At 62.6% G+C, this 23,883-nt stretch carries 23 protein-coding genes; 16 read left to right on the top strand and 7 right to left on the bottom strand.

Going from position 1 to position 23,883, the window contains the following annotated elements:
- Positions 1–9 precede the first annotated feature (9 nt).
- Together AC07O2_RS05095 and gloB are read right to left on the bottom strand one after the other, a co-directional pair.
- On the bottom strand, positions 10–1,557 hold the full coding sequence (locus tag AC07O2_RS05095) for a transglycosylase SLT domain-containing protein (RefSeq protein WP_495074647.1): 1,548 nt from the start codon (positions 1,555–1,557) through the stop codon (positions 10–12).
- Positions 1,557–2,324, bottom strand: a complete 768-nt coding sequence (gloB, locus tag AC07O2_RS05090) for a hydroxyacylglutathione hydrolase (protein ID WP_495074646.1) — start codon at positions 2,322–2,324, stop codon at positions 1,557–1,559. The genes AC07O2_RS05095 and gloB overlap by 1 nt, the downstream gene beginning before the upstream one ends.
- Here gloB and AC07O2_RS05085 point away from each other — a divergent pair.
- The 4 genes from AC07O2_RS05085 (at position 2,323) to AC07O2_RS05070 (ending at position 6,218) form a co-directional block, all read left to right on the top strand.
- Entirely contained in the window at positions 2,323–3,105 is a 783-nt protein-coding gene (locus tag AC07O2_RS05085; protein WP_495074645.1) for a methyltransferase domain-containing protein, read from the top strand. The two genes, gloB and AC07O2_RS05085, sit on opposite strands and share 2 nt — an antisense overlap.
- A gap of 61 nt (positions 3,106–3,166) precedes the next feature.
- On the top strand, positions 3,167–3,616 hold the full coding sequence (gene rnhA, locus AC07O2_RS05080; RefSeq protein WP_495074644.1) for a ribonuclease HI: 450 nt from the start codon (positions 3,167–3,169) through the stop codon (positions 3,614–3,616).
- A 7-nt stretch (positions 3,617–3,623) separates the two neighbouring features.
- Positions 3,624–5,081 carry an exodeoxyribonuclease I gene (gene sbcB / locus AC07O2_RS05075; RefSeq protein ID WP_495074643.1) on the top strand — a complete coding sequence of 486 codons (1,458 nt, stop codon included), beginning with the start codon at positions 3,624–3,626 and terminating at the stop codon, positions 5,079–5,081.
- Positions 5,082–5,090: 9 nt separating this feature from the next.
- Positions 5,091–6,218, top strand: coding sequence for an extracellular catalytic domain type 1 short-chain-length polyhydroxyalkanoate depolymerase (locus tag AC07O2_RS05070; protein ID WP_495074642.1), 1,128 nt, complete (start codon positions 5,091–5,093; stop codon positions 6,216–6,218).
- Positions 6,219–6,277: 59 nt separating this feature from the next.
- Here the strand turns inward: AC07O2_RS05070 and AC07O2_RS05065 are convergent, their stop codons facing one another.
- Positions 6,278–6,994: a haloacid dehalogenase type II gene (locus tag AC07O2_RS05065; protein ID WP_495074641.1), complete on the bottom strand. Its 717-nt coding sequence runs from the start codon at positions 6,992–6,994 to the stop codon at positions 6,278–6,280.
- Between the two features lie 105 nt (positions 6,995–7,099).
- Between AC07O2_RS05065 and AC07O2_RS05060 the strand changes: the two genes are divergently transcribed.
- From AC07O2_RS05060 to AC07O2_RS05030, 7 genes are all read left to right on the top strand, one after another.
- The gene (locus AC07O2_RS05060) at positions 7,100–7,969 is read left to right on the top strand and encodes a LysR substrate-binding domain-containing protein (protein ID WP_495074640.1); all 870 of its coding nucleotides are present in this window, start codon (positions 7,100–7,102) and stop codon (positions 7,967–7,969) included.
- Between the two features lie 179 nt (positions 7,970–8,148).
- Positions 8,149–9,798: an acyl-CoA synthetase gene (locus tag AC07O2_RS05055; protein WP_495074639.1), complete on the top strand. Its 1,650-nt coding sequence runs from the start codon at positions 8,149–8,151 to the stop codon at positions 9,796–9,798.
- A 71-nt stretch (positions 9,799–9,869) separates the two neighbouring features.
- A complete protein-coding gene (locus AC07O2_RS05050; protein WP_495074638.1) occupies positions 9,870–10,622 on the top strand; it encodes an ABC transporter ATP-binding protein in 753 nt (250 codons plus the stop codon).
- Positions 10,619–11,335: an ABC transporter ATP-binding protein gene (locus AC07O2_RS05045; protein WP_495074637.1), complete on the top strand. Its 717-nt coding sequence runs from the start codon at positions 10,619–10,621 to the stop codon at positions 11,333–11,335. Before AC07O2_RS05050 ends, AC07O2_RS05045 begins: the two co-directional genes overlap by 4 nt.
- Positions 11,336–11,376: 41 nt before the next feature.
- Positions 11,377–12,603 carry an ABC transporter substrate-binding protein gene (locus tag AC07O2_RS05040; RefSeq protein WP_495074636.1) on the top strand — a complete coding sequence of 409 codons (1,227 nt, stop codon included), beginning with the start codon at positions 11,377–11,379 and terminating at the stop codon, positions 12,601–12,603.
- 63 nt (positions 12,604–12,666) lie between these two features.
- Positions 12,667–13,551: a branched-chain amino acid ABC transporter permease gene (locus AC07O2_RS05035; RefSeq protein ID WP_495074635.1), complete on the top strand. Its 885-nt coding sequence runs from the start codon at positions 12,667–12,669 to the stop codon at positions 13,549–13,551.
- Positions 13,552–13,626: 75 nt separating this feature from the next.
- Positions 13,627–14,553, top strand: a complete 927-nt coding sequence (locus tag AC07O2_RS05030; protein WP_495074731.1) for a branched-chain amino acid ABC transporter permease — start codon at positions 13,627–13,629, stop codon at positions 14,551–14,553.
- Between the two features lie 106 nt (positions 14,554–14,659).
- Here AC07O2_RS05030 and AC07O2_RS05025 read toward each other — a convergent pair whose 3' ends face one another.
- Both AC07O2_RS05025 and AC07O2_RS05020 read right to left on the bottom strand, forming a co-directional pair.
- On the bottom strand, positions 14,660–15,658 hold the full coding sequence (locus AC07O2_RS05025; RefSeq protein WP_495074634.1) for an alpha/beta hydrolase family protein: 999 nt from the start codon (positions 15,656–15,658) through the stop codon (positions 14,660–14,662).
- An 82-nt stretch (positions 15,659–15,740) separates the two neighbouring features.
- Positions 15,741–17,438: an electron transfer flavoprotein-ubiquinone oxidoreductase gene (locus AC07O2_RS05020; protein ID WP_495074633.1), complete on the bottom strand. Its 1,698-nt coding sequence runs from the start codon at positions 17,436–17,438 to the stop codon at positions 15,741–15,743.
- Positions 17,439–17,583: 145 nt separating this feature from the next.
- Here AC07O2_RS05020 and AC07O2_RS05015 point away from each other — a divergent pair, with 145 nt between their 5' ends.
- Positions 17,584–18,369, top strand: a complete 786-nt coding sequence (locus AC07O2_RS05015; protein WP_495074632.1) for an SDR family oxidoreductase — start codon at positions 17,584–17,586, stop codon at positions 18,367–18,369.
- Positions 18,370–18,486: 117 nt separating this feature from the next.
- On the opposite strand, the gene mnmC is transcribed toward AC07O2_RS05015, so the two are convergent.
- Positions 18,487–20,295: a bifunctional tRNA (5-methylaminomethyl-2-thiouridine)(34)-methyltransferase MnmC2/FAD-dependent 5-carboxymethylaminomethyl-2-thiouridine(34) oxidoreductase MnmC1 gene (gene mnmC, locus AC07O2_RS05010; protein ID WP_495074631.1), complete on the bottom strand. Its 1,809-nt coding sequence runs from the start codon at positions 20,293–20,295 to the stop codon at positions 18,487–18,489.
- Positions 20,296–20,297: 2 nt separating this feature from the next.
- Positions 20,298–20,570 carry an oxidative damage protection protein gene (locus AC07O2_RS05005; RefSeq protein ID WP_495074630.1) on the bottom strand — a complete coding sequence of 91 codons (273 nt, stop codon included), beginning with the start codon at positions 20,568–20,570 and terminating at the stop codon, positions 20,298–20,300.
- Between the two features lie 183 nt (positions 20,571–20,753).
- On the opposite strand from AC07O2_RS05005, the gene AC07O2_RS05000 reads away from it, so the two are divergent.
- The 4 genes from AC07O2_RS05000 (at position 20,754) to cysW (ending at position 23,879) form a co-directional block, all read left to right on the top strand.
- Positions 20,754–20,948: a hypothetical protein gene (locus AC07O2_RS05000; RefSeq protein WP_495074629.1), complete on the top strand. Its 195-nt coding sequence runs from the start codon at positions 20,754–20,756 to the stop codon at positions 20,946–20,948.
- A 128-nt stretch (positions 20,949–21,076) separates the two neighbouring features.
- Positions 21,077–22,117, top strand: a complete 1,041-nt coding sequence (locus AC07O2_RS04995) for a sulfate ABC transporter substrate-binding protein (protein ID WP_495074628.1) — start codon at positions 21,077–21,079, stop codon at positions 22,115–22,117.
- Positions 22,114–22,965, top strand: a complete 852-nt coding sequence (cysT, locus tag AC07O2_RS04990; RefSeq protein ID WP_495074627.1) for a sulfate ABC transporter permease subunit CysT — start codon at positions 22,114–22,116, stop codon at positions 22,963–22,965. Before AC07O2_RS04995 ends, cysT begins: the two co-directional genes overlap by 4 nt.
- Complete coding sequence (gene cysW / locus AC07O2_RS04985) at positions 22,962–23,879, top strand: sulfate ABC transporter permease subunit CysW (RefSeq protein ID WP_495074626.1); 918 nt, start codon at positions 22,962–22,964, stop codon at positions 23,877–23,879. The genes cysT and cysW overlap by 4 nt, the downstream gene beginning before the upstream one ends.
- Positions 23,880–23,883: the final 4 nt, after the last annotated feature.

Genomic DNA, 23,883 nt, shown 5'->3' with positions numbered 1-23,883 from the left:
GCCAGCCCGTTAGCGTTTGCGTGGCTTCTTGACGATCACCGGTTGCTTGCTGGTGCCGCTGGTCTTGTTATTGGCCGTGCTGCGTGAGTGTTGCCCCGAGCGCTCGGTAGCCGCAGAGCGGCTGCCGGTCAATTTGACGGGCAGGAACAGCACCACCTGCTGGCCCGCCTTGAGGGCTGCGCTGGCTTTGATGTCATTCCAGTCCGCCACATTGCTGGCGCTGACGCCATACTTTTTGGCGATGCTGGCGACGGTATCGCGCTTGCCCGCCTTGACCGATGTCTTGCGGTTGACGATTTCGGGCGCCAGGCTGAGGTGGGCGGTGTCGGCCACGTGTTCGCTCACGTCCTGCATCAGGGCCGAGCGCGGCACGATCAGCGAAGAACCGGCCTTGATCAGCATGCGCGGCGGGATGTTGTTGACGCTGCGCAGGTCGTATTCGCTCATACCAACCTGCTGTGCGGCGGCGCTGACGCTCATGGTGCTGGGTGCCGTCCAGGCCGTCCAGCTGGCGTACTGGCCCTGCGTATAGGCTTCCAGATTGCGGGTGAAGATGGTGGCGTTGTCCCAGGGCAGCAGAATCTGCGGCGTGCCCGCCGCCAGGATCACCGGCCGGTGCGAGGAGGGGTTGAGCGCCTTGAAGTCATCCAGCTTCACATCGGCCAGCTTGGCGGCCAGGGCCACGTCGATGTCGCGCGTGATGTCCACGCTCTGGAAGTAGGGGTGGTTTTCGATCAGCGGCAGGTCGGTGCGGTACAGGTCGGGGTTGGCAATGATGTTTTTCACCGCCTGCAGCTTGGGCACATACAGCCGGGTCTCGGCGGGCATGTTCAGCTCGCTGTAGCTGATGCCCAGGCCGGCTTTCTGGTTGCGCGCAATGGCGCGGCTGACGCTGCCTTCGCCCCAGTTGTAGGCGGCCAATGCCAGCTGCCAATCGCCAAACATGTTGTACAGCTTTTGCAGATAGTCGAGCGCGGCCCGGGTCGAAGCCAGCACGTCGCGCCGGTCGTCGCGAAACAGGTTTTGCTTCAGTTCAAAGTAGCTGCCGGTGGACGGCATGAACTGCCACATGCCGGCCGCCTTGGCGCTGGATACGGCCTGCGGGTTGAAGGCGCTTTCAATGTACGGCAGCAGGGCCAGCTCGGTTGGCATGCCCCGGCGTTCCAGTTCTTCCACCACATAGAACAGGTATTTGCTGGAGCGCTCGGTCATGCGCTGGATGTAGTCGGGCCGGGTGGTGTACCACTGCTCGCGGTCTACCACCAGGTTGCTTTCCAGGTTGGGCATGGCAAAGCCACGGCGTATGCGTTCCCACAGGTCTGCGGGGGGCTTGAGTTGGGCCACGCCGCGCGAACTGGCTTCTGCGGCGGTAATCGGCTGCAGGCTGGCGCGGGGATAGATGGCGGTGTTTGCGGGTGTACCCGCTGTCGATTTGGCCGTGGCCAAACCGGCATCCGGGGTTGTGCTTGCCGGGCTGCCATCGGCCTTGGGGGCGATGTTGGCGCAGCCTGTCAGCCACACCATGACGGACAGGCTGAGAAGAGAGAGAAGTTTCATTAAAACTGATTTTTCCAGGTGCGAAGTGCGCCTAATACGCTGGCTTCATCAAAGGTGGTGGCATCGAACGCCCGTGCGGCCTGTTGTACCGTGGGCTGGCGGGTGCGCAAAAAAGGGTTGATCTGCAGTTCTAACGCCATGTTGGAGGGTAGCGTGGGCTCATTCGCCTCACGCTTGGCCATGCATGCGAGCTGGTATTGGAGCAGGGCGGAGTTGTCGGGTTCCACCACACGCGCAAATTTCAGGTTGCTTAAAGTGTATTCATGGGTGCAGCACACACGGGTATTGCCCGGCAATGCTGCCAGCGCGGACAGGGACGCGAGCATCTGCGCCGGTGTGCCTTCAAACAGGCGGCCGCAGCCACCCGAAAACAGCGTATCGCCACAAAACACCAGGGGCGCGCCTTGCCACTGCGGGGTATAGAAAGCGATATGCCCGGCGGTGTGGCCGGGCACGTCGATGACCTCAAACGTGGTGTCCAATACCGTGATGCGGTCGCCCTGGGCCAGCCTGTGCAGCGGTTCGGGAATGCGCTCGCGGGCCGGGCCGTAGACGCTTGCGCCGGTTGCCGTACGCAATGCATCGACACCACCGACATGGTCCGCATGGTGGTGCGTGACTAGAATGGCCTCTAGCTGCAAGCCATGCTGTTGCAGCGCGTGAAATACCGGCTGTGCGTCGCCCGGGTCCACCACCACTGCGCGGCGGCCGTCGTGCAACATCCAGATGTAGTTATCGGCAAAAGCAGGTAGGGCAAGCAAGTTCATGGGCAGCGAAATTATAGGTTTGCACGATTGGTTGAAGACCCCGCCCGGCCGCTACCTGCTGGATTGGGAGCGCGGGCGCTTCGATGAGGCAGTCGCGGACATATTTGGTTACCACGCCCTCCAGCTCGGGCTAGCGGAACTGCCAGGGCTGCAGAATAACCGCATACCGCATCGTTGGCTTGCGGCCCATGCTTTTGCCGAGCCGCAGGCTACAGACGCCCATGCCGAGCGGGCTACCTTGGTCACCGATTTTGCAGCGCTGCCGTTTTCTGAAAGTAGCCTGGATCTGCTGCTGCTGCCGCATGCCCTGGACCACAGCCCCGACCCCCATGCCACCTTGCGCGAGGTAGAGCGGGTGCTGGTGCCCGAGGGCAAGGTGGTGATTTCCGGCTTCAACCCGATGAGCCTTTGGGGCCTGCGGCAAAGCCGTGGTCACCTGTACCGCCGCATGGGCATAGGCGGTAGCTACTTGCCCGAGATGGGCGGCATGATTGGTTACTGGCGCCTACGTGACTGGTTGCGCTTGCTGAGCTTCGAGGTGGAGTCGGTGCAGTTTGGTTGTTACCGCCCCTCGGTGCGCAGCGAGGCCTGGCTGAACCGCTTCGCCTGGATGGACCGCACGGGTGAGCGGTTTGCGCCCATCCTGGGCGCGGTGTACTTCGTGGTGGCCGTCAAGCGGGTGCGCGGCATGCGCTTGATGGGGCCGCGCTGGAAGGTCCCCAAGGCGCTGGCCAACGCCCCCGTGCCGATTGCCAACCGGGATGCCAACCGCCATGGGTAGAACCTGTTCAAGGTTCATCTGGTAAAAACGACGTTCCCGAATCCTTATTAGAAAGCTGTGTTTGAACCACGTTGACATGTATACTGATGGCGCCTGCAAGGGCAACCCTGGCCCAGGCGGTTGGGGCGTTTTGCTGACCTGGGGCGGTACTGAAAAAGAAATGTTTGGCGGCGAGCTGGTCACCACCAATAACCGCATGGAAATGATGGCCGTGATCGAAGGCCTGAGCGCGCTCAAACAGCCTTGCAGCATCACCCTGTATATCGACAGCCAGTACGTGCTCAAGGGCATGACCGAATGGCTGAAGGGCTGGAAGTCCCGTGGCTGGATGACCGCATCCAAAGAGCCTGTAAAGAACGTCGACCTGTGGCAGCGGCTCGACACGCTGGTGAACACCGCCGGCCACAAGATCGAATGGCGCTGGGTCAAGGGCCATGCCGGCCACCCCGGCAACGAGCGTGCTGACATGCTGGCCAACCGTGGCGTGGACCTGGCCCTGGGCAAACGCTGAAGCCACCATGACAGACGCGCCCGCGCAGCACACCTTCCTCTGGCACGACTATGAGACCTTTGGTGCCAACGCGCGGCGCGACCGGCCCGCCCAGTTCGCCGCCATCCGCACCGATGCGGACCTGAACGAAATCGGCGAGCCGATGATGCTGTACTGCCAGCCCGCGCCCGACTTTCTGCCCGACCCGCAGTCCTGTCTGATCACCGGCATCACCCCGCAGCTGTGTCTGCAGCGCGGCGTGCCCGAAGCCGCGTTTGCGAATGCGATCGAGCAGGCTTTCAGCCAGCCCGGCACCATAGGCGTGGGCTACAACACCATTCGCTTTGACGACGAGATCACGCGCTTCATGTTCTGGCGCAACTTGATCGACCCGTACGCGCGCGAATGGCAAAACGGCTGTGGCCGCTGGGACCTGCTGGACGTGGTGCGCACCACCTACGCGCTGCGCCCCGAGGGCATAGCGTGGCCCAGCAAACCCGAAGGCGGCCCCAGCTTCCGGCTGGAAGACCTGAGCCGTGAAAACGGCCTGCTGCACGAGGCCGCGCACGACGCTTTGTCCGACGTGCGCGCCACCATTGCCTTGGCGCGCCTGATACGCACCGCGCAGCCGCGCCTGTTCGACTTCTGCCTGGGCCTGCACAAGAAGGAACGCGTGGCCGCCGAGCTGGGCCTGCCCACCACGCTGCAAGCCGCGCGGCCGTTTTTGCATATCTCTGGCATGTTCCCGGCCGAACGCGGTTGCCTGGCCGTGATGTGGCCGCTGGCCATGCATCCGACCAACCGCAATGAGCTGATTGCCTGGGACTTGTCGCACAGTCCGGCGGAATTCAGCCAGATGAATGTGGAAGACATCCGCCTGCGCCTGTTCAGCAAGGCCAGTGATTTGCCCGAGGGCATCAGCCGCCTGCCCATCAAGACTATCCACCTGAACAAGTCGCCCATGGTGGTGGCCAATTTGAAAACCCTGTCGCCCGAATTGGCCAAACGCTGGGGCTTGGATGGCGACGTGTTGCGCGCCCACGCAGCCGAGGCGCGGGCCTTGCCGGATATGAGTGGCATCTGGCCCGCAGTGTTTGAGCGCCCGGCGGAGCCCGCGCGCGATGTGGACGAAGACCTGTACGGAGGCTTTGTGGACGACCATGACCGCCGCCGCCTCAACGATCTGCGTACGCTATCGCCCGAGAAGCTGGCCCAGGTGCGCAGCAGTTTTGACGACAGCCGGCTGGACGAGTTGCTGTTCCGCTACCGTGCGCGCAACTTCCCGGCCAGCCTGTCGCCCGAAGAGCTGCAGCGTTGGGAGGAACACCGCGCCGCACGCCTGTTTGACGGGGAGGGCGGTGCCCGCACCATAGACAGCCTGTTCAGCGAGATCGACACCCTGTCGGAAACCGCCGACGAGCGCGGCGAGGAAATCCTGGGCGCGCTGTACGACTACGCCGAGGCCATAGCGCCCGAGCGAGACTAGGTATTAGCGATGCGCAAAAGCCTCGGCAGCATTCTGTTCAGCAGCCTCAAGCGCATCGGTAAAGCCCAGCAACGCCAGCAGAAAAAGCTGGTCAAAAGCCTGTCTGCGGTGGTCAAGCGGGCGAGCAAGCCCGCGATACCAGTACTACCCGCAAAAACGGCCAAACCCAAGGCCCTCAAACCCAGGGTGCAACCGTTGCCGACCTCACTTGCGGCCCCGCTTGCGGGCTCTTGGACGCGTTCCTTCTTCGCCGTGCCCGGCGGGCCACGTATGGCCTACTGGTTGTACCTGCCGCCGCGCAACAAATTGGCCCTGCAACCGCCCTTGCCCCTGGTGGTCATGCTGCACGGCTGCGGCCAAACGGCCCCCGACTTTGCCCAAGGCACGCGCATGAATGCGCTGGCGCAGCGCAAAGGCTTTGCGGTGCTCTATCCCCAGCAACTGCTGACGAGCGACGCCAACCGTTGCTGGCAGTGGTACCGCAGCGCCACCCAGCAGGGCGGGGGTGATGCCGCCAGCGTGGTCGGCCTGCTGGCCCATGTGGTGGGTAAACAGGGCTTGGACGCGACCCGGGTCTACCTGGCGGGTCTGTCGGCCGGTGCGGCGCTGGCTGAGGTCATTGCGCTGCGCTATCCCCATTTCATTGCCGCCGTTGGCATGCACTCCGGCCCGGTGTTCGGCATGGCAGACAACCGGTTGGCGGCGTTTGCCGTGATGCAGCATGGCGCCTTGCAGGGCGGGGAGCCGGCCGTGCAGGCCCTGGCCAGCGACCCGGGCTTTCCGGGCATGCCGGCCATGCTGCTGCATGGTGATGCCGACAAGGTGGTGCGCCCGGTGAACTTGCATCAGGTGGCGCGCCAGTTCTGCCTGCTTAACCACCTGCCAGCCACGCATGTGCCAGTGACCACCCGCCAGCCGGCCCGCAGCGGTGGCCGTAGCCCGCGCCACGCGCTGGAGCGCCTGGACTACCGGCTGGGCCGCAAAACCCTGGTGTCCGTATGCCGCATCGCCGGGCTGGACCACGCCTGGAGCGGTGGCGACGCCGCCTTGCGTTTCAACAGCAAGCTGGGGCCCGACGCCAGCGCGCTGCTGTGGGCGTTTTTCGAGAAGCACCGGCGTCCTGGCCGGGGTATTTAATTGCTATTGTTTGGATAGCTGCTGGCGCAGGTAAATTCTGCGCTAGAGGCACTTTTTATTCATAAGCTACGGGTAGACCAGCCTAGCGAGTCGAACAGTGCCGGCACGCCCTCCAGCGTGGGCAGTGTGGCGTCGGGTGTGTAGTCGGGCAGCGGGGTGCGGCGGCCCCGGTCTATCCAGACGCAGCGAAAGCCCATGTCGCGCGCGGCGGCGTGGTCCAGGTGGGGGCTGGCGCAGATGTGCACGACGTCGTCCTTGCTGACACCCAGTTGCTGGTAGGCGTGGTCGAACAGCTGCCGCGCCGGTTTGTAGGCGCCGCCCTGCTGCGCGGTGATGACGCGGTCTATGCAGCCTTCCAGCTGGGCTACGTTGCCGGCAATGATGTCGTCATCCGTGTTGGAGATGATGCACAGCTTGTAGCCGCGCGCCTTGAGCTGCTGCAGCGCGCCCACCACTTCGGGGAAGGGCGGCATGGCGCCGATACGGTCGGTCAGGCGGCGTGCGTCGTCCGTGTGGCTGGGCAGGCCCAGTTCGGTCAGAGCCAGGCGCAGCGCCTGGCCAGAGACTTCGCGAAAGCTGAGGTGCGGCGGCGTCTGTTCGAGCGTGTGCTCATAGCGGTCATGGATGGCGATGAGTTGGTCTGGGTCGATGTGGCCGGCATTTTTTTGCTGCAGGATGTCGGCGAAAACCGCTTGCAGTCCTTCGTCCCACTGGATCAAGGTGCCGTAGCAATCAAAAGTCAGCCACAGTGGGCGCGGGGTATGGAGCAGGGACATGGTGCGGAGCGTGTTGAAAGCGAAGCCCGCACTGTGCGCGTTGGCTTGAATATTTGCAAATTGATTTATTATTGATTTTTAAGTCGAATATCCACTAACAAAGACATGCTGGACCTTGATTTGTTGAAGACCCTGGTCTGCGTGGTGGATGAGCGCAGCTTTACCCGTGCGGCCGAGCGCGTGCACCGCACCCAGTCCACCGTCAGCCAGCAGATCTTGCGGCTGGAGCAGAGCGTGGGCCACGCCTTGCTGCTGCGCGACCGCACGGGCAAGAATGTTGTGGCCACGGAGCGTGGCGAGATGCTGGCCGCCTACGCACGCCGCCTGCTGGCGATCGCCCAGGAGGCAGAGACCGCGCTGGACAGCCCGGCCGCACCTGCCGCTGTACGCATCGGTCTGCCGGAGGACTTCGACGCCCGCCGTCTGGCGACCATGTTGTCTGGCTATCTGGCGGTTGCCCCTGCGGTGCGGCTGGAAACCAGCAGCGGCATGAGCAGCAATTTGCAGCGCGACCTGGCCGCCGGAGCGTTGGACATGGCTTTGCTTAAGCGCGAACCGGGCAGCGGTCCCTGTATTGCCGCCTGGCCTGAGACCCTGGTGTGGGCCGCTGGTCAGCAGCCTGTGCCGGATGCGGCCGAGGTGCCGTTGGCCTTGTTCCCGCAGGGTTGCATCTACCGGCTGCGGGCCATCCGTGCGCTGGAGCAGGCCGGCAAACGCTGGCGCGTGGCCTTTGGCAGCCATAGCCTGGCGGGTATTCAGGCGGCGGTGGCAGCCGGCCTGGCGCTCAGCGTGCTGCCGACCAGCGCCTTGCTGCCCGAACACCGCGTGCTGGGCCCGGCGGACGGCTACCCCGGGCTGCCACAGGCCGAGCTGGCCCTGATCGCCGCAGCCCAGCCCTTGAGCGCGGCCCAGCGCAGTCTGGCCGATTATCTGGTCCGCGCGATGGCGGCCGATGGTGCTGGTATGCAGGTTTGAATTGCTATATTTTTCGTAGCTGCTAGCGCAGATAAATTATGCGCAAACGGGCGATTTGACCTATAAGTGCGTAATGGCGCCGAAAGCCCATTTTCGTCAGCAAACCGTCAATTTGCGTGGCCACAATGCGGCGAATAAAACAAACCCCGGCACGCCGTGCACGGGAACCGGAGACAAGCATGCGCAATAAGCAAGCCCACAACGCTTACCAGCAAGGCCTGGACAAGAACCCCGCGAACTTTGTGGCCTTGTCGCCGCTGAGCTTTATTGAGCGATCGGCCAAGGTCTATCCGGACCGGCTGGCTGTGATCTACGGTGAGCGCCGCCAAACCTGGGCCCAGACCTACACCCGCTGCCGCCAGCTGGCCAGCGCCTTGCAGGCGCGGGGCATAGGCGAGGGTGACACCGTGGCCGTGATGCTGCCCAATGTGCCGGCCATGCTAGAGGTCCATTTTGGCGTACCCATGTCGGGCGCCGTGCTCAATACCCTGAATACCCGGCTGGACGGCGAAGCCATCGCTTTCATGCTGCAGCACGGCGAAGCCAAGGTGCTGCTGGTGGATAGGGAGTTTGCTTCCGTGGTCGAAAAGGCCCTGGCCCTGCTGGGCGACCAGCGGCCCTATGTGATCGAGGTGGAGGACGCCTTGGCGCCCGAGGGCAAATACCAAGGCGATACCGACTACGAGAGCTTCATCGCCGCGGGCAAGCCCGACTTTGCCTGGCAGCTGCCGGCCGACGAGTGGGACGCGATTGCGCTGAACTACACCTCGGGTACCACCGGCAACCCCAAGGGCGTGGTCACCCACCACCGCGGCGCCTACCTGAACGCAGCCAACAACGTGCTGTCCTGGCAGATACCGCACCACGCCGTGTATTTGTGGACCCTGCCCATGTTCCACTGCAACGGCTGGTGCTTCCCCTGGACCATGGCCTTGATCGCCGGTACCAGCGTGTGCCTGCGGCGCGTGGACCCGGCGCTGATCTACCCGCTGATACGCGAGCACCACATCACCCACCTGTGCGGCGCGCCGATTGTGTTCAGCATGTTGATCCATGCGCCCGCCGCCCTGCGTGAAGGCATCACCCACACCATCCAGGGCCTGGTGGCCGGTGCGGCGCCACCGGCGGCGGTGATCGAGGGCTGCGAGAACGCGGGCATCCACATCACGCACGTTTATGGCCTGACCGAGGTGTATGGCCCGGCGGCCGTGTGTGCGCCGCAAGAGTCCTGGGCCGGCCTACCGATAGCCGAGCGCGCCCGCCTGAACAGCCGCCAAGGCGTGCCCTACCCATTGCAGCAAGCGGTGGCCGTGCTGGACCCGGACACCCTGCAGCCGGTGCCTGCCGATGGCACGACCATGGGCGAAATCTTCTTCCGTGGCAATGTGGTGATGAAGGGCTATCTAAAGAACCCAGTCGCCACCGAAGCGGCGTTTGCCGGTGGCTGGTTCCACACCGGCGACCTGGCGGTGATGCACCCCGACGGCTATGCCCAGATCAAGGACCGCAGCAAGGACATCATCATTTCGGGTGGTGAAAACATCTCGTCTATCGAGGTGGAGGACGTGTTGCACCGCCATCCGGCGGTGATGCTGGCCGCCGTGGTGGCCCAGCCGGACGAAAAATGGGGCGAAGTGCCCTGCGCCTTCATCGAATTGAAGGGTGATGTGCAGGCCAGCGCCCAGGACATTATTGACTTCTGCCGAAGCCATATGGCACGCTTCAAGGTACCGAAGCAGGTGGTCTTCTGCAAATTGCCGAAAACGTCAACCGGGAAAATCCAAAAATTTGTGCTGCGCGAGCAAGTAAAGTCGAACGCAGACACGTGATGCCTCTCCGCCTGCCGCGCACAGCGTTGTGTAGCGGGCCTGTCCGATGAACCTGCAGTAAAGGACTCGATTTGCCCAGCGACATCATTCTCCAGACGGAAGGCTTGACCAAGGAATTTCTTGGCTTTGCCGCAGTGGCCTGCGTCAATCTGCAGGTGCAACGCGGCAGCATCCACGCGCTGATCGGCCCCAACGGCGCGGGCAAGACCACTGTCTTCAACCTGCTCACCAAATTCATCCAGCCCACCAAGGGGCAGATCCAGTTCAACGGCATCGACATCACGCGTGAAACACCCATCCAGGTGGCGCGGCGTGGCATGGTGCGTTCGTTCCAGATCTCCGCCACATTCGCCCACTTGACGGCGCTGGAAAACGTGCGCGTGGCCCTGCAGCGCAAGCGTACCGATTCCTTCAACTTCTGGTCCTCGGTGAAGCGGCTGGACGCGCTGAATGGCCGGGCCATGGAGCTGCTGGAGCAGGTGGACCTGCAAGGCTTTGCCGACACCGTGGCGGTAGAGATGCCCTATGGCCGCAAGCGCGCCCTGGAGATCGCCACCACGCTGGCCCTGGAGCCCGAGCTGATGTTGCTGGACGAACCCACCCAGGGCATGGGCCACGAGGACGTGGGCCGTGTCGTGGAGCTGATCCGCAAGGTGTCCAAGGGGCGCACCATCCTGATGGTGGAGCACAACCTGTCGGTGGTCGAGTCGCTGTGCGACACGCTCACCGTCTTGCAGCGCGGCAGCGTGCTGGCCGAGGGCAACTACGCCACCGTATCCAAAGACCCGCGCGTGCTCGAAGCCTATGTGGGGGTGGAGGCATGAGTGCGGTGGCCGGCGCGGCCATGCTGCGGGTGCAGGGCCTGCATGCCTACTACGGTGAATCCCACATCCTGCACGGCATGGACCTGCATGTGCACCAGGGTGAGCTGATCACTCTGCTGGGCCGCAATGGCGCGGGTCGCTCAACCACGCTGAAAGCCATACTGGGCCTGGTGGGCAAGCGCACCGGTTCCATCCAGTTCAATGGGCAGGAAATCATTGGCATGGCGCCGCACCACATCGCGCGCCTGGGCGTGGGGTTTTGCCCTGAAGAGCGCGGCATCTTTGCTGGCCTGTCCACCGAAGAAAACCTGATGCTGCCCCCGGTGGTGGCCAGTGGCGGCATGACGCTGGACGAAATCTATGCGCTGTTTCCCAATCTGCATGAGCGCCGCAACAGCCCCGGCACCCGCCTGTCGGGTGGCGAGCAGCAGATGCTGGCCATGGCTCGCATTTTGCGCACCGGCGCCAAGATGCTGCTGCTGGACGAGATCACCGAAGGCCTGGCCCCGGTGATCGTGAAGAAGCTGGGCGAGGTGATACGGCTGTTGAAAACACGTGGCTACACCATCGTCTTGGTGGAGCAGAACTTCCGATTTGCCGCACCCCTGGCGGACAGGCATTACGTGCTGGAGCATGGCCTGGTGGCCATGGTGGTACAGAAAGACGAGCTGGCAGCCAAGACCAGCGACATGCAAGCCTTGCTCGGCGTGTAAGCCGGGATACCCCTTTTATTGTTGATCAGAGGAGACACCCCATGAAATTCAAGCCCACACCGCTTGCCACATCACTTGTTATGGCTGCAGGCTTTTCCCTTTTGTTGGCCACGGGGGCCCAGGCACAGGTGTCCGACGGTGTCGTCAAGATCGGTGTGCTGACCGATCTGTCGGGCACTTACTCCGATCTGGCCGGGCCCGGTGCGGTGCTCGCCACCAAGATGGCGATCGATGATTTTGTGGCCGCCGAAAAGCCCAGTTTCAAGGTCGAAATGGTGGCCGCCGACCACCAGAACAAGGGCGATATCGCCGCCAACAAGGCCCGTGAATGGGTGGAGCGCGACAAGGTGGACGTGCTGACCGAACTGGTCACCAGCTCCACCGCGCTGGCGGTGCAGAAGATCGGCAAGGAGAAGAACAAGATCGTGCTGATCAACGGTGCGGGCGCCACCTCCATCACCAACGAAGCCTGTAACGACGTGACCGTGCACTGGGCCTACGACACCTATGCCGTGGCCAATGGCACGGCCAAGGCGGTGACCAAGGCCGGCGGCAAGAAATGGTTCTTCCTGACGGCCGACTACGCGTTTGGCCATGCGCTGGAAAAAGATGCGTCTGACGTGGTCAAGGCCAACGGTGGCGAAGTGGTGGGCGGCGTGCGCCACCCGTTTCCCACCTCGGACTTTTCGTCCTTTCTGCTGAAGGCGCAGTCCTCGGGCGCGCAGATCATCGGCCTGGCGAATGCAGGTGGCGATACCGTTAACTCCATCAAGCAGGCGGCCGAGTTCGGCATCACCGGCAAGCAGCAGCTGGCCGGGCTGCTGATGTTCATCACCGACATCCATTCCCTGGGCCTGAAGACCACCCAGAACATGTACCTCACCGAAGGTTTCTACTGGGACCTGAACGACCAGACCCGGGCCTGGTCCAAGCGCTTCTTCGATCAGCACAAGCGTATGCCGACCATGGTGCAGGCAGGGCAGTACTCGTCCACCATGCACTACCTGAAGGCTGTGAAGGCCGCCAACAGCGACGACACCGCCAAGGTCATGGCGCAGATGAAGAAGATGCCGGTGAACGACTTCTTCGCCAAGAACGGCACCATCCGTGAAGACGGCCGCATGGTGCACGACATGTACCTCATGCAGGTCAAGACCCCGGCCGAGTCGAAGACGCCGTGGGACTACTACAACGTGCGCGCCACCATCCCAGCGGCCGAAGCCTTCCAGCCGCTGTCGGCATCGCGCTGCCCCTTGGTCAAAAAGTAAACCCCCTGTCCCCGGGGCCGCGTACGGCCTTGGGGTTTGTCTGCGCTACGAGGGAATCCCGCTATGGATATTTTTGGCATACCGTCACCGGCCTTTTTCGGGCAGTTGCTGCTGGGGCTGATCAACGGCTCGTTTTATGCCATCTTGAGCCTGGGCCTGGCCATCATTTTTGGCTTGCTCAACATCATCAACTTTGCCCATGGTGCACAGTACATGGTGGGGGCTTTCGTCGCCTGGCTGGGCTTCAGCTACCTGGGCATCAACTATTGGTGGGCCCTGATTTTGTCGCCCCTGGTGGTCGGCGTCGTGGCCGTGGTGATAGAGCGCGCCATGCTGCGCTACCTGTACAAGCTGGACCACCTGTACGGCCTGCTTTTGACTTTTGGTCTGGCGCTGATTGCCGAGGGGGTGTTCAAGAATTTCTTTGGCGTATCGGGCTCGTCCTACGAGGTGCCGGAGCTGCTGCAGGGCGGTGTGAACCTGGGCTTCATGTACCTGCCGATCTACCGCGCCTGGGTGGTGGTGGCGGCATTGAGCGTGTGCTTTGTCGCGTGGTACGCCATTGAGCGCACGCGTCTGGGCGCCACACTGCGTGCGGCCACCCAGCGGCCAGATCTGGTGCAGGCCCTGGGCATCAATGTGCCGGTGCTGCTGACGGCCACCTATGCGGTGGGGGCGGCGCTGGCGGCCTTTGCTGGCGTGCTGGCCGCGCCCATCGTGCAGGTCAACCCGGTGATGGGCTCCAACCTCATCATCGTGGTGTTTGCCGTGGTGGTGATTGGCGGCATGGGCTCCATCATGGGCTCCATCGTCACCGGCCTGGGCCTGGGCGTGGTGGAGGGGCTGACCAAGGTGTTTTACCCCGAAGCCTCGGCCGTGGTGATCTTTCTAGTCATGGTGTTGGTGCTGCTGGTCAAACCCGCAGGCCTGTTTGGCAAGCAAGCCTGAGGAAGAACGATGCAATCTGTTCAATCTGTTCCATCCGGCGTCGCCAGCAAGAACGAGCGCCAGCGTACGCTGTGGATGTTTGTGGCTCTGGTCGTGGTGGGCAGCATCGCGCCCTTTGTGCTGTACCCCACGTTCCTGATGAAGGTGCTGTGCTTTGCGTTGTTTGCCTGCGCGTTTAACCTGCTGCTGGGCTTTGCGGGGCTGTTGTCGTTCGGGCATGCGGCCTTCTTTGGCGGCTCGGCCTATATCACCGGTTACCTGTGCCGCGACCTGGGCTGGTCGCCCGAGCTGGGCCTGCTGGCCGGCGCTGCGTTTGGTGCGGTGTTGGGTGCCATCTTTGGCATGCTGGCGATACGCCGCAGCGGCATCTACCTGACCATGATCACATTGGGCTTAGCCCAGCTTGTGTACTTTGTGGCGCTGCAAATGGGCTTTACCGGAGGCGAGGACGGCATGCAGGGCATTCCGCGCGGCAAGTTGTTTGGGCTGGTGGACATGTCGGACAACATTGCCATGTACTTCTTCGTGTTTGCGGTGTTCATGGGCGGTTTTTGGCTGGTGCACCGCACCATCCATTCCCCGTTCGGCCAGATCCTGAAGGCCATACGCGACAACGAGGCGCGGGCCACCTCGCTCGGCTATGACGTGGCGCGCTACAAGCTGCTAGCCTTCGTCATCTCGGCCACGCTGTCGGGTCTGGCGGGCTCCATGAAGGCGCTGGTGTTCCAACTGGCCTCGCTGGCCGATGTGCACTGGCATACCTCGGGCCAGGTGGTGCTGATGACGCTGCTGGGCGGCCTGGGCACCATCCTCGGCCCGGTGGCTGGCGCTATCACCATCGTCAGCCTGGAGGATCTGCTGGCCGACAAGGTGGGCTCCTGGGTCACGGTGATCATGGGCGTGATCTTCGTGGTCTGCGTGATGGTGTTCCGCCGTGGCGTGGTCGGTGAGATCAGCGCGCTGTTCGGCAAGAAGCCGGCCGCGGGGCCCGCCGGGCATTAAAGCCAGGTGTTCCTATTTTTGATGTTAAAAATAGGAGCGCTTTGCGCAGTATTTATCTGCGCTAGAGGTGGATTTGATGCCTGAAAAATGGCTTTTTTTCAACTATTCAAGGCTGCGGCTGGGCAAGGTGATGCTGGAAGAATGCAAGCACCTTAGCGTTGAAATCTTGGTGAAAAGCGAGGCGATCGAAACCGGGTGAATCGCCGCAGATTTCTGGCTTCGATTGGCGCAAAGCGGGTGAGCAGGGCATAAGAAAACCGAAGTGCGTGGCATTGTCTACCACCCGCCATTCAGGTGCCACAGGCAGATTCCTGCGCACCGCGGCCACGCTTTCGGGCGTGACGCCGTCGCCACCGTAGGCCGAGGCCCAGAGCTGGATGGGAATAGTCACGTTCTTCAAGCCCTCGGCGCTGAAGACCATGCTCAGCGGGTCGGCGATGACCGCCGCTTGGATGCGGCTGTCATGGACCAGAGGTAAAGCGAGCAGCTCCTGGAATCTTTGCCGCATGCGTTTACACGCCGGGCTTTCAGGCTCCGATGCGCAGGGCGAGGAGGGTGGCGGAGGGAGAAGTTGGAAGTCCGGACTAGCTCCACCCAGCACAAGACCGGTGTAGCCGCCCCTGGAAAAACCGTAGAAGCCGATTTTGTTGGCGGCCAGTGTTGCGTGGCCTTCCCACGGACCGAGCATGAAGTCGATCAGCCGTTGGATATCGGTCGGTCGCGTTGCCAGCGCTGAAATGGAGTCGTTCGGGCCGCCGCGAATCAGGTGGTTGTCTTGCGAGTGGTTGATGGCGGCCACCACAAACCCTGCATTGGCCAGTGCATCCGCCGTGTCGCGTTGGTCAAAGAAAGAGCCGCCATAGCCATGCGAAACCACGACCAGGGGCAGCTGTGTGCCCGATACCGGGCAGTTCTGGACGCCGTCGATGACCAGGCGATCGAGCGCAATCTTGCCCGCGGGCGCAGCGCAGGGCGACCATACGGCACCGTGTAATGCCGGGCCGTTCGCGTCTGCTGGTACCTCGATGAAGCTGAAGCCTGCCGCCTGCGCCAGAGCGGAGGTAAGGCAGAGCATGGCGACGGAAAGAAGCTGCTGAAAAGTCATGTGTGCTCTCATAACATGTTCACTTTCTCTTGTCGCCATAAGCATGTGTTCAAAGGCCCTGGCAAGGTGATGTGTGCTTACATTACATGCCCGCGTAGTTTGGCCCGCCACCGCCTTCGGGTGTGACCCAGACGATGTTCTGCGTCGGGTCTTTGATGTCGCAGGTCTTGCAGTGCACGCAGTTCTGCGCGTTGATCTGCAGCTTGTCCTGGCCGCTGTCGGTTTTGATGAACTCGTACACGCCAGCCGGGCAGTAGCGGGCTTCGGGGCCCGCGTACTTGTGCAGGTTTACGTCCACTGGCACCGAGGCGTTTTTCAGCGTCAGATGGGCGGGCTGGTTTTCCGCATGGTTTGTGTTGCTGATGAAGACGCTGCTGAGCCGGTCAAAGGTCAGCTTGCCATCGGGCTTGGGGTAGGCGATGGGCTTGCACTCGGCTGCGGGCTTCAAGTAGGCGTGGTCGGGCTTGTCGCGGCGCAGTGTCCATGGGATGTGGCCGCGCAGTGCGAATTGTTCGATGCCGTTCATCAGCGTGGCCGTGACCAGGCCCTTCTTGAACCAGGCCTTGAAGTTGCGCGCCTTGTGCAGCTCGGTGTGCAGCCAGCTTTTCTCGAAGGCCTCGGGGTAGGCGCTGAGTTCGTCGTGCTGGCGGCCGCTGGTGATGGCGTCATAAGCGGCCTCGGCGGCCAGCATGCCGGTCTTGATGGCGGCGTGGCTGCCCTTGATGCGGCTCACGTTCAGGTAGCCGGCGTCGCAGCCCACCAGCGCGCCGCCGGGGAATACGGTCTTGGGCAGGCTCATTAGGCCACCAGCGGTGATGGCGCGTGCGCCGTAGCCCAGGCGCTTGGCCGGATTGACGCCGTGCTCTGCGTCGCCTTCCAGATACCAACGCACATTGGGGTGGGTTTTCCAGCGCTGGAATTCTTCAAACGGGCTCAGGTAGGGGTTGGCGTAGTCCAGTCCGGTGATGAAGCCCAGGGTGACCTTGTTGCCTTCCATGTGGTACAGAAAGGCACCGCCGTAGGTACTGTTGTCCATGGGCCAGCCGGCGGTGTGCATGACGAAACCGGGCTGGTGGCGCTTGGGGTCGATCTCCCAGACTTCCTTGATGCCCAGGCCGTAGGTTTGCGGGTCTTTGCCATCGTCGAGCTTGAACTTGGCGATCAGCTGCTTGCCCAGGTGGCCGCGTGCGCCTTCGGCGAACACCGTGTACTTGGCGTGCAACTCCATGCCGATCTGGAAGTCGGCCGTGGGCTCGCCTTCCTTGCTCACGCCCATATTGCCGGTAGCGACACCTTTGACCGAGCCGTCATCGTTGTACAGCACTTCGGCGGCGGCGAAACCGGGGAAGATTTCCACGCCCAGGGCTTCGGCCTGCTCGCCCAGCCACTTGGTGACGGCACCCAGGCTGACGATGTAGTTGCCGTGGTTTTGGAAGCAGCCTGGCAGCAGGAAGTTGGGTGTGCGAAAGGACGACTTTTCGCCAAGGAAGATCATCGCGTCATCGGTCACCGGCTGGTTTAGCGGCGCGCCCATGGCCTTCCAGTCGGGGAAGAGTTCGCTCAGCGCGATCGGGTCCATGATGGCGCCGCTGAGGATGTGGGCACCGGGCTCGGAGCCTTTCTCCAGCACCACGACCGAGATGTCCGTGCCTTTTTCCGCTGCCAGTTGTTTCAGGCGGATGGCTGTGGAAAGCCCGCCAGGGCCGCCGCCAACGACGACCACGTCATATTCCATGGCTTCGCGGGGGCCAAACTGGGCAAGAATCTCTTCGTTCGTCATGGGCGTTTTCCTGTGGGGGGCTATTACTGCGCGATGCTTATGCTGCAGTTACGTGGCTTACAAAATCGCAAGGCATTTTATGTGGATGGGACGGCTGCACTGTCACAATCCAGAGTCCACTTAACGAACAGCGAAGAGGCTTGTGATGGCATACAGCATGGATCTTTCAGGCCGGGTGGCTTTGGTTACCGGGGCCTCGGGCGGCTTGGGGGCGCAGTTTGCCCGAACTTTGTCGCGTGCAGGGGCTGCTGTAGTGCTGGCCAGTCGCCAAGTTGACAAGCTCAAGGACTTGCGCGCCCGCATCGAGGGCGAGGGTGGTGATGCCCATGTGGTCGAGTTGGACGTGAGCGATATGGATTCCATCAAATCGGCCGTGGCCCACGCAGAGACCGAGGTGGGCTCCATCGACATCCTGGTCAACAACTCGGGTGTGAGCACCACCCAGCGTCTGCAGGACGTGACCGAGGACGACTTTGACTTCATCTTCAACACCAATGTGCGCGGCGCTTTCTTTGTGGCGCAAGAGGTGGGCAAGCGCATGCTGGCGCGCGCCAACGGCTCGGCGCCGGGCAGCTTCACTGGCGGGCGCATCATCAATATCGCCAGCATGGCCGGGCTCAAGGTGCTGCCGCAGATCGGCGTGTACTGCATGAGCAAGTCGGCGGTGATCCAGATGACCAAGGCCATGGCGGTGGAGTGGGGCAAACACGGCATCAACGTGAACGCCATCTGCCCCGGGTATATCGACACCGACATCAACCACCACCACTGGGAAACCGAGCAGGGCCAGAAGCTGGTGCAGATGTTGCCACGCAAGCGCGTAGGCAAGCCCGAAGACCTGGACGCGCTGCTGGTCATGCTGGCCTGCGGTCAAAGCCATTTTGTGAACGGCGCGGTGATTGCTGCGGATGACGGGTTTGGCGCGGGCTGAGGACCGCAGCAGAGGCATTTTTAGGGCATGAAAATAGCTGCTAGCGCAGATAAATCGTGCGCTGGCAGCTATTTTATTTGTAGCGGTCCAAGAGTGTCTTGACTGACTTGGCGCCGTCTATGAACGCGCGTCGAAGAAGCGTTGCACATCCAGCGCCGCCGCCAGCTTTTTCTCCAAGGGCAGTGGCTCGCCATGCAGCCGGGCCGCCAGCAGCTCAGCGCACAGGTGGGCAAAGCTGAGTCCGCGCGAGCCCATGGCGGTGCTGACCCATAGGCCGGGCGCCAGTGTGCCCACCATGGGCAAGCGGTCTGGCGAGGTGCAGCGCACGCCGGCCCAGTCTTGCACGCGGCCTTCAACAAAGCAGGGAGTCAGCGCCTCGGCAGCTGTGGGTAGCAGGCTGCGCAGGCGTTCCAGGTTGCCGATGCGGTCCGCCTCGCGGCTATCGCCGTGTACGCTGTCGCGTTCGTAGCTGGCGCCGATCAGCCAGGCGCGGCCGGCCGCGCTGGGGAAGTCGGGTATGCAATGGCCCTGGCCGTTAACCGGGAAAGGCGGCAGGGCCGCATCACCGCGCAAGCCCCAGGAAATTTGGCCCCGTACGGCCTGCACCGGAATGTCTGCCGCTGCCACCTGTCGGCTGGCAAAGCCGGCTGCAACCACGACCAGCGGCGCTTGCGCCAAGACATGGCCTTGCGCGTCCAGTGCCTGCCAGCCCTGGTCGCAGGGCTGTAGCCGGTCTACTGGGCTGTGGCCGCGCACGCGGATGGCTGGGTGGTCCAGCAGTGCCTGCACCAGTTGCGCGGGTTTGATCCAGCCAGCGCGGGCGTGCCACAGCGCATGCGTGTCGGCAGGCAGGCCTGCCTGGTCCAACGCTTCCGTACTGGCGGCCGTGTGGGCTGGGTATTCGGCGGCAGGGCTATCGCCCAGCCATTCCAGCACGCTGGTGGCTTGCCAGTCTTGGCCCGCTTGCAGCCGGGTTTGGGCCAGCTGCAGTGTGGCGCGTACACCGCTGGCCGATAGACGCGACTGCACATTGTGGTCGCGTGAAATCAGCGGCGAGAAGATGCCCGTGGGCAGGCCGGAAGCGCCTGCGGCCGGGGCTGCAGCAGCGTCCAGCACCAGTACCTGCCAGCCGCGCCGTGCCAGGCTGTCGGCTACGCCGGCCCCGGCCAGGCCAGAGCCTATGACCACGCAGTGGCTGGGTGTGGGCGCGGGCTGCACCGCGGGGCGGGGTTCCCAGCGCGGGTCGAAGCGGCCTTGCAGGTTGTCACGCTTAGGTGGCACGCCCGGGGTTTTTTGCACCGAGAAGCCGCACTGCTCCAGCGCATCGCGCACTGCGCGGGCGATGGTCCAGGTGGCGATGCGCGTGCCGCGTTTGCAACAGCGCGACACGGCCTTCAGCGTGTGCGGGCTCCAGATATCGGGGTTGCGCTGGGGGCTGAATCCATCCAGATACACGCTGTCTGCTTGCAGCGCCATTTCGCGCAGCATGGCTTGTGCGTCGCCTATGCACAGGGTGAGCTGTACTTGGCCGCCTTCAAACACCAGACGATGGAAACCCGGTGACAGGCCCCACCATTGGGCGTGCAGTTGCTGCGCCAGGGGCAGCAGCGCAGGGTGGGCGTCAAAGCTGCGCAGCAGGTCGTCGGCACTGGAGGGCCAGGCTTCGATGGAAACAAAATGCAGCAGCGATGGGCGCAGCGGGTCGGCCTTCCAGGCTGCCCAGGTCACCAGAAAGTTCAGCCCCAGGCCAAAACCGGTTTCCAGAATGCACCACTGGGGCTGTTGTGCCCAGGCTGCAGGCAAGCCACAACCGTGGAAGAAGACCTCTTGCGCCTGGCTCAGCCCGCCGGACTCGCTGCGGTAGCGGTCGCCAAAGCGCGGGCTGAACGGGGTTCCATCAGGCAGCCATTGGATAGGCTCCGACAAGATCAGGCTGCAGGCGGTACGTAGCCTTGGGCGGCATCTGCGCCCGAACCGAAGAAATGGTTTTCCATCTGGCGCGCCAGGTACTGGCGCGCACGCAGGTCGGCCAGGTTCAGGCGGTTTTCGTTTACCAGCATGGTCTGGTGCTTGAGCCAAGCGGCCCAGGCTTCCTTGCTGACGTTTTCCCAGATGCGCTTGCCCAGGTCACCGGGGTAGGGCGGGAAATCCAGGCCTTCAGCTTCCTTGTCGAGTTTGATGCAGTGGACCATGCGTGCCATAAAAAGCCTTGTAATGTGTTGTGTGGGGTGCGCAAACCGGTTGTGATTCGCATTGCAGGGGGCGACTGTAGCAATGTTTGCAACGCCCTGGCGTCGGCTGGACTTTACAGAACTTCGCGTACGGGCGTCGGCAAACGGGGCCGCTGTCGCGTTGCAGTAGTACTGTATTTTAGGAGCCTCGCCATGCGTATCGTGATTTCTGCCGTGTTGCTAGCCTGTACCTTGAGTGGCTGCGTGGTTGCTCCTTATGGCCCACGGGCCTACGGTCCTGGATACTATGAGGCGCCGGCGGTGGTGGTGCAGCCTTCGGTTTACGTGGCGCCCCGGCCTTATTACTATGGCAACCCCTATTGGCGCGGCCATATGGGCTGGCGCTAAGTTGCGGCTGTAGTCGGTGTACAGGGTTCTATATTCTTAATAACGCTATACAAACAAGAAAACAGTCGTTTGAGGCCTAAAGCTTTGGCCAGACAATATTGCTTACAACTTTATTGCCAGGGCCATGCATGCGCTTTTTTTATAGCATTTCTCCGTCTAGCCGTTCATCCAGCGTGGTGCGCACAGTGTTCGCCGGCCTGTTTTTGGCCGCGACAGGCCTGGCATCTGCGCAGCAAACCACGCTGCTGAACGGCTCATATGACGTGGCGCGTGAGTTCTACAAGGACTACAACGCCGCTTTCGTCGCGCATATCAAGAAGACCACCGGCAAGGATGTGAAGGTAGACCAGTCGCATGCCGGCTCCAGCGCCATTGCGCGCTCGGTGGCCGAAGGTCTGGATGCCGACGTGGTGACCATGAACACATCGACCGACATCGACTTTCTGGCCGATAAGGGTGTGGTTGCGAAGGACTGGAACAAGAGGTTCCCGGGCAATGCATCGCCCACCACGTCCACCATGTTGTTTCTGGTGCGCAATGGCAACCCCAAGGGCATCAAGGACTGGGATGACCTGGTCAAGCCCGGCATCCAGGTGGTGGTGGTGAACCCCAAGACCGGCGGCAACGGTCGCTACGCCTATCTGGCGGCTTGGGGCTATGTGAAGAAGAAGGGCGGCAACGACGCCCAGGCGGCCGAGTTTGTGGGCAAGCTGTACAAGAACGTACCCGTGCTGGCCCAAGGCGGCCGGGCGGCCACCACGACCTTTCTGCAGCGCAATATCGGCGATGTGCTGATCACCTTCGAGTCCGAAGTGGTGTCGATCGACCGCGAGTTTGGTGAGGGCAAGGTGGATGCGATCCACCCCAGCATCAGCGTTGTCGCCGAGAACCCGGTGGCCGTGGTAGAGCGTACCGTAGCTAAAAAGGGCACGGCCGTGCTGGCCAAGGAATACCTGGACTATCTGTACTCCGATGAAGCGCAGGAGATTGCGGCAAAGCACGCACTGCGCCCCCGCAACGAAGCCATCCTGAAGAAATACGCTGCGGTGTTCAAGCCTATCCAGTTGTTTACCGTGAACGAGCTGTTTGGCAGCCTGGGTGAAGCGCAGAAGGTGCACTTCAACGACGGCGGCCAGTTCGACAAGATCTACACCCCAGGTGCCAAATGAGCGTTGCGCGCGCTCCGTCCGGCAAGGCTAAACGCGTCTTGCCCGGTTTTGGCCTGACCCTGGGCTATACCGTGCTCTACTTGAGCATCATCGTGCTGGTGCCCTTGTCGGCCCTGTTTCTGAAGACCTTTACCCTGAGCTGGGACCAGTTCGTGGACGCCGTGACGGGACCGCGCGTGCTGGCCTCGTACCGACTGACCTTTGGCGCGTCTTTGCTGGCGGCCTTGGTGAACCTGGTGTTTGGGTTGCTGGTAGCCTGGGTGCTGGTGCGCTACAGCTTTCCCGGCAAGAAGATTGTGGACGCCTTGGTGGACCTGCCTTTCGCACTGCCCACGGCCGTTGCCGGCATTTCGTTGACTGCGCTACTGGCGGGTAACGGCTGGCTGGGCCAGTACCTGGAACCATTGGGCATCAAGCTGGCGTTTACGCCGGCCGGGGTGGTGATTGCGCTGATCTTCATTGGCCTACCCTTCGTGGTGCGTACGGTGCAGCCGGTGCTGGAAGATGCCGAGAAAGAGCTGGAAGAGGCCGCCACCTCGCTGGGCGCAACCCGGCTGCAGATCTTCACTCGGGTGATCCTGCCGCATATCGCACCAGCACTGTTGACCGGTTTTGCCATGGCTTTCGCGCGCGCCATTGGTGAATACGGCTCGGTGATTTTCATCGCCGGCAATATGCCCATGGTGTCCGAGATCACTCCGCTGATCATCATTGGCAAGCTGGAGCAGTACGACTACGCTGGTGCTACAGCGGTGGCCGTGGTGATGTTGACCATATCCTTCATTCTGTTGCTGCTGATCAACGCCTTGCAGGCCTGGCAGCGCCGCCAAACCGGAGCCACGGCATGAGTGCCAATACCGTACGCCGCGCCCAGGCCGGCACCACCGAGTCCGCCTGGGTCCGCTACACGCTGCTGACCGTGGCGCTGGTGTTTCTACTGCTGTTTCTAGTACTACCGCTGGCCGCGGTTTTTACCGAGGCCTTGCGCAAAGGCTTGGGTGCCTACCTGGAAGCCCTGCAGGAGCCCGATGCCTGGTCCGCTATCAAGCTGACTTTGCTGACGGCCGTGATCGCCGTGCCGCTGAACCTGGTGTTTGGCATCGCCGCGTCCTGGGCGATTGCCAAGTTCGACTTCTGGGGCAAATCTTTTCTGACCACACTGGTGGACCTGCCATTCTCGGTGTCGCCAGTGGTGGCGGGCCTGGTTTATGTGCTGTTGTTTGGCGCCAGCGGCTGGTTCGGCCCCTGGCTGCAGGCGCACGATATGAAGATTGTGTTTGCGGTGCCGGGCATTGTGCTGGCTACCGTGTTCGTGACCTTCCCCTTTGTGGCCCGCGAGCTGATTCCGCTGATGCAGGCCCAGGGCAATGACGAGGAGCAGGCGGCCATCGTGTTGGGTGCAACGGGCTGGCAGACCTTCTGGCATGTGACTCTGCCGAACATTAAATGGGGCCTGCTGTACGGCGTGATCCTGACCAACGCGCGTGCCATGGGCGAGTTTGGCGCGGTGTCGGTGGTGTCTGGCCATATCCGGGGGCAGACCAATACGCTGCCGCTGCACGTCGAGATTCTGTACAACGAATACCAATCCGTGGCGGCGTTTGCCGTGGCGTCTTTGCTGGCCATCCTGGCGCTGGTGACGCTGGTGATCAAGTCGGTGGCCGAGTGGCGTATCGAGCGCGAGCTGCGCTCCATCGCCGAAATGCCACCCGAAGCGCCACGTACCGATACACCTGCGGCACAGCTTGCCGCCGCCCATTGAAAGA

Source organism: Rhodoferax sp. GW821-FHT10B06 (assembly GCF_059415605.1).
This window is presented reverse-complemented; position numbering and strand designations above follow the sequence as displayed.

What these genes read in the sequence shown, in the direction of transcription:
- AC07O2_RS05095 (WP_495074647.1), bottom strand. Translation starts at nt 1,557, where the DNA reads ATGAAACTTCTCTCTCTTCTCAGCCTGTCCGTCATGGTGTGGCTGACA.
- AC07O2_RS05085 (WP_495074645.1), top strand. Translation starts at nt 2,323, where the DNA reads ATGGGCAGCGAAATTATAGGTTTGCACGATTGGTTGAAGACCCCGCCC.
- gloB (WP_495074646.1), bottom strand. Translation starts at nt 2,324, where the DNA reads ATGAACTTGCTTGCCCTACCTGCTTTTGCCGATAACTACATCTGGATG.
- sbcB (WP_495074643.1), top strand. Translation starts at nt 3,624, where the DNA reads ATGACAGACGCGCCCGCGCAGCACACCTTCCTCTGGCACGACTATGAG.
- AC07O2_RS05070 (WP_495074642.1), top strand. Translation starts at nt 5,091, where the DNA reads ATGCGCAAAAGCCTCGGCAGCATTCTGTTCAGCAGCCTCAAGCGCATC.
- AC07O2_RS05065 (WP_495074641.1), bottom strand. Translation starts at nt 6,994, where the DNA reads ATGTCCCTGCTCCATACCCCGCGCCCACTGTGGCTGACTTTTGATTGC.
- AC07O2_RS05060 (WP_495074640.1), top strand. Translation starts at nt 7,100, where the DNA reads ATGCTGGACCTTGATTTGTTGAAGACCCTGGTCTGCGTGGTGGATGAG.
- AC07O2_RS05055 (WP_495074639.1), top strand. Translation starts at nt 8,149, where the DNA reads ATGCGCAATAAGCAAGCCCACAACGCTTACCAGCAAGGCCTGGACAAG.
- AC07O2_RS05045 (WP_495074637.1), top strand. Translation starts at nt 10,619, where the DNA reads ATGAGTGCGGTGGCCGGCGCGGCCATGCTGCGGGTGCAGGGCCTGCAT.
- AC07O2_RS05040 (WP_495074636.1), top strand. Translation starts at nt 11,377, where the DNA reads ATGAAATTCAAGCCCACACCGCTTGCCACATCACTTGTTATGGCTGCA.
- AC07O2_RS05035 (WP_495074635.1), top strand. Translation starts at nt 12,667, where the DNA reads ATGGATATTTTTGGCATACCGTCACCGGCCTTTTTCGGGCAGTTGCTG.
- AC07O2_RS05030 (WP_495074731.1), top strand. Translation starts at nt 13,627, where the DNA reads ATGTTTGTGGCTCTGGTCGTGGTGGGCAGCATCGCGCCCTTTGTGCTG.
- AC07O2_RS05025 (WP_495074634.1), bottom strand. Translation starts at nt 15,658, where the DNA reads ATGACTTTTCAGCAGCTTCTTTCCGTCGCCATGCTCTGCCTTACCTCC.
- AC07O2_RS05020 (WP_495074633.1), bottom strand. Translation starts at nt 17,438, where the DNA reads ATGACGAACGAAGAGATTCTTGCCCAGTTTGGCCCCCGCGAAGCCATG.
- AC07O2_RS05015 (WP_495074632.1), top strand. Translation starts at nt 17,584, where the DNA reads ATGGCATACAGCATGGATCTTTCAGGCCGGGTGGCTTTGGTTACCGGG.
- AC07O2_RS05005 (WP_495074630.1), bottom strand. Translation starts at nt 20,570, where the DNA reads ATGGCACGCATGGTCCACTGCATCAAACTCGACAAGGAAGCTGAAGGC.
- AC07O2_RS05000 (WP_495074629.1), top strand. Translation starts at nt 20,754, where the DNA reads ATGCGTATCGTGATTTCTGCCGTGTTGCTAGCCTGTACCTTGAGTGGC.
- AC07O2_RS04995 (WP_495074628.1), top strand. Translation starts at nt 21,077, where the DNA reads ATGCGCTTTTTTTATAGCATTTCTCCGTCTAGCCGTTCATCCAGCGTG.
- cysT (WP_495074627.1), top strand. Translation starts at nt 22,114, where the DNA reads ATGAGCGTTGCGCGCGCTCCGTCCGGCAAGGCTAAACGCGTCTTGCCC.
- cysW (WP_495074626.1), top strand. Translation starts at nt 22,962, where the DNA reads ATGAGTGCCAATACCGTACGCCGCGCCCAGGCCGGCACCACCGAGTCC.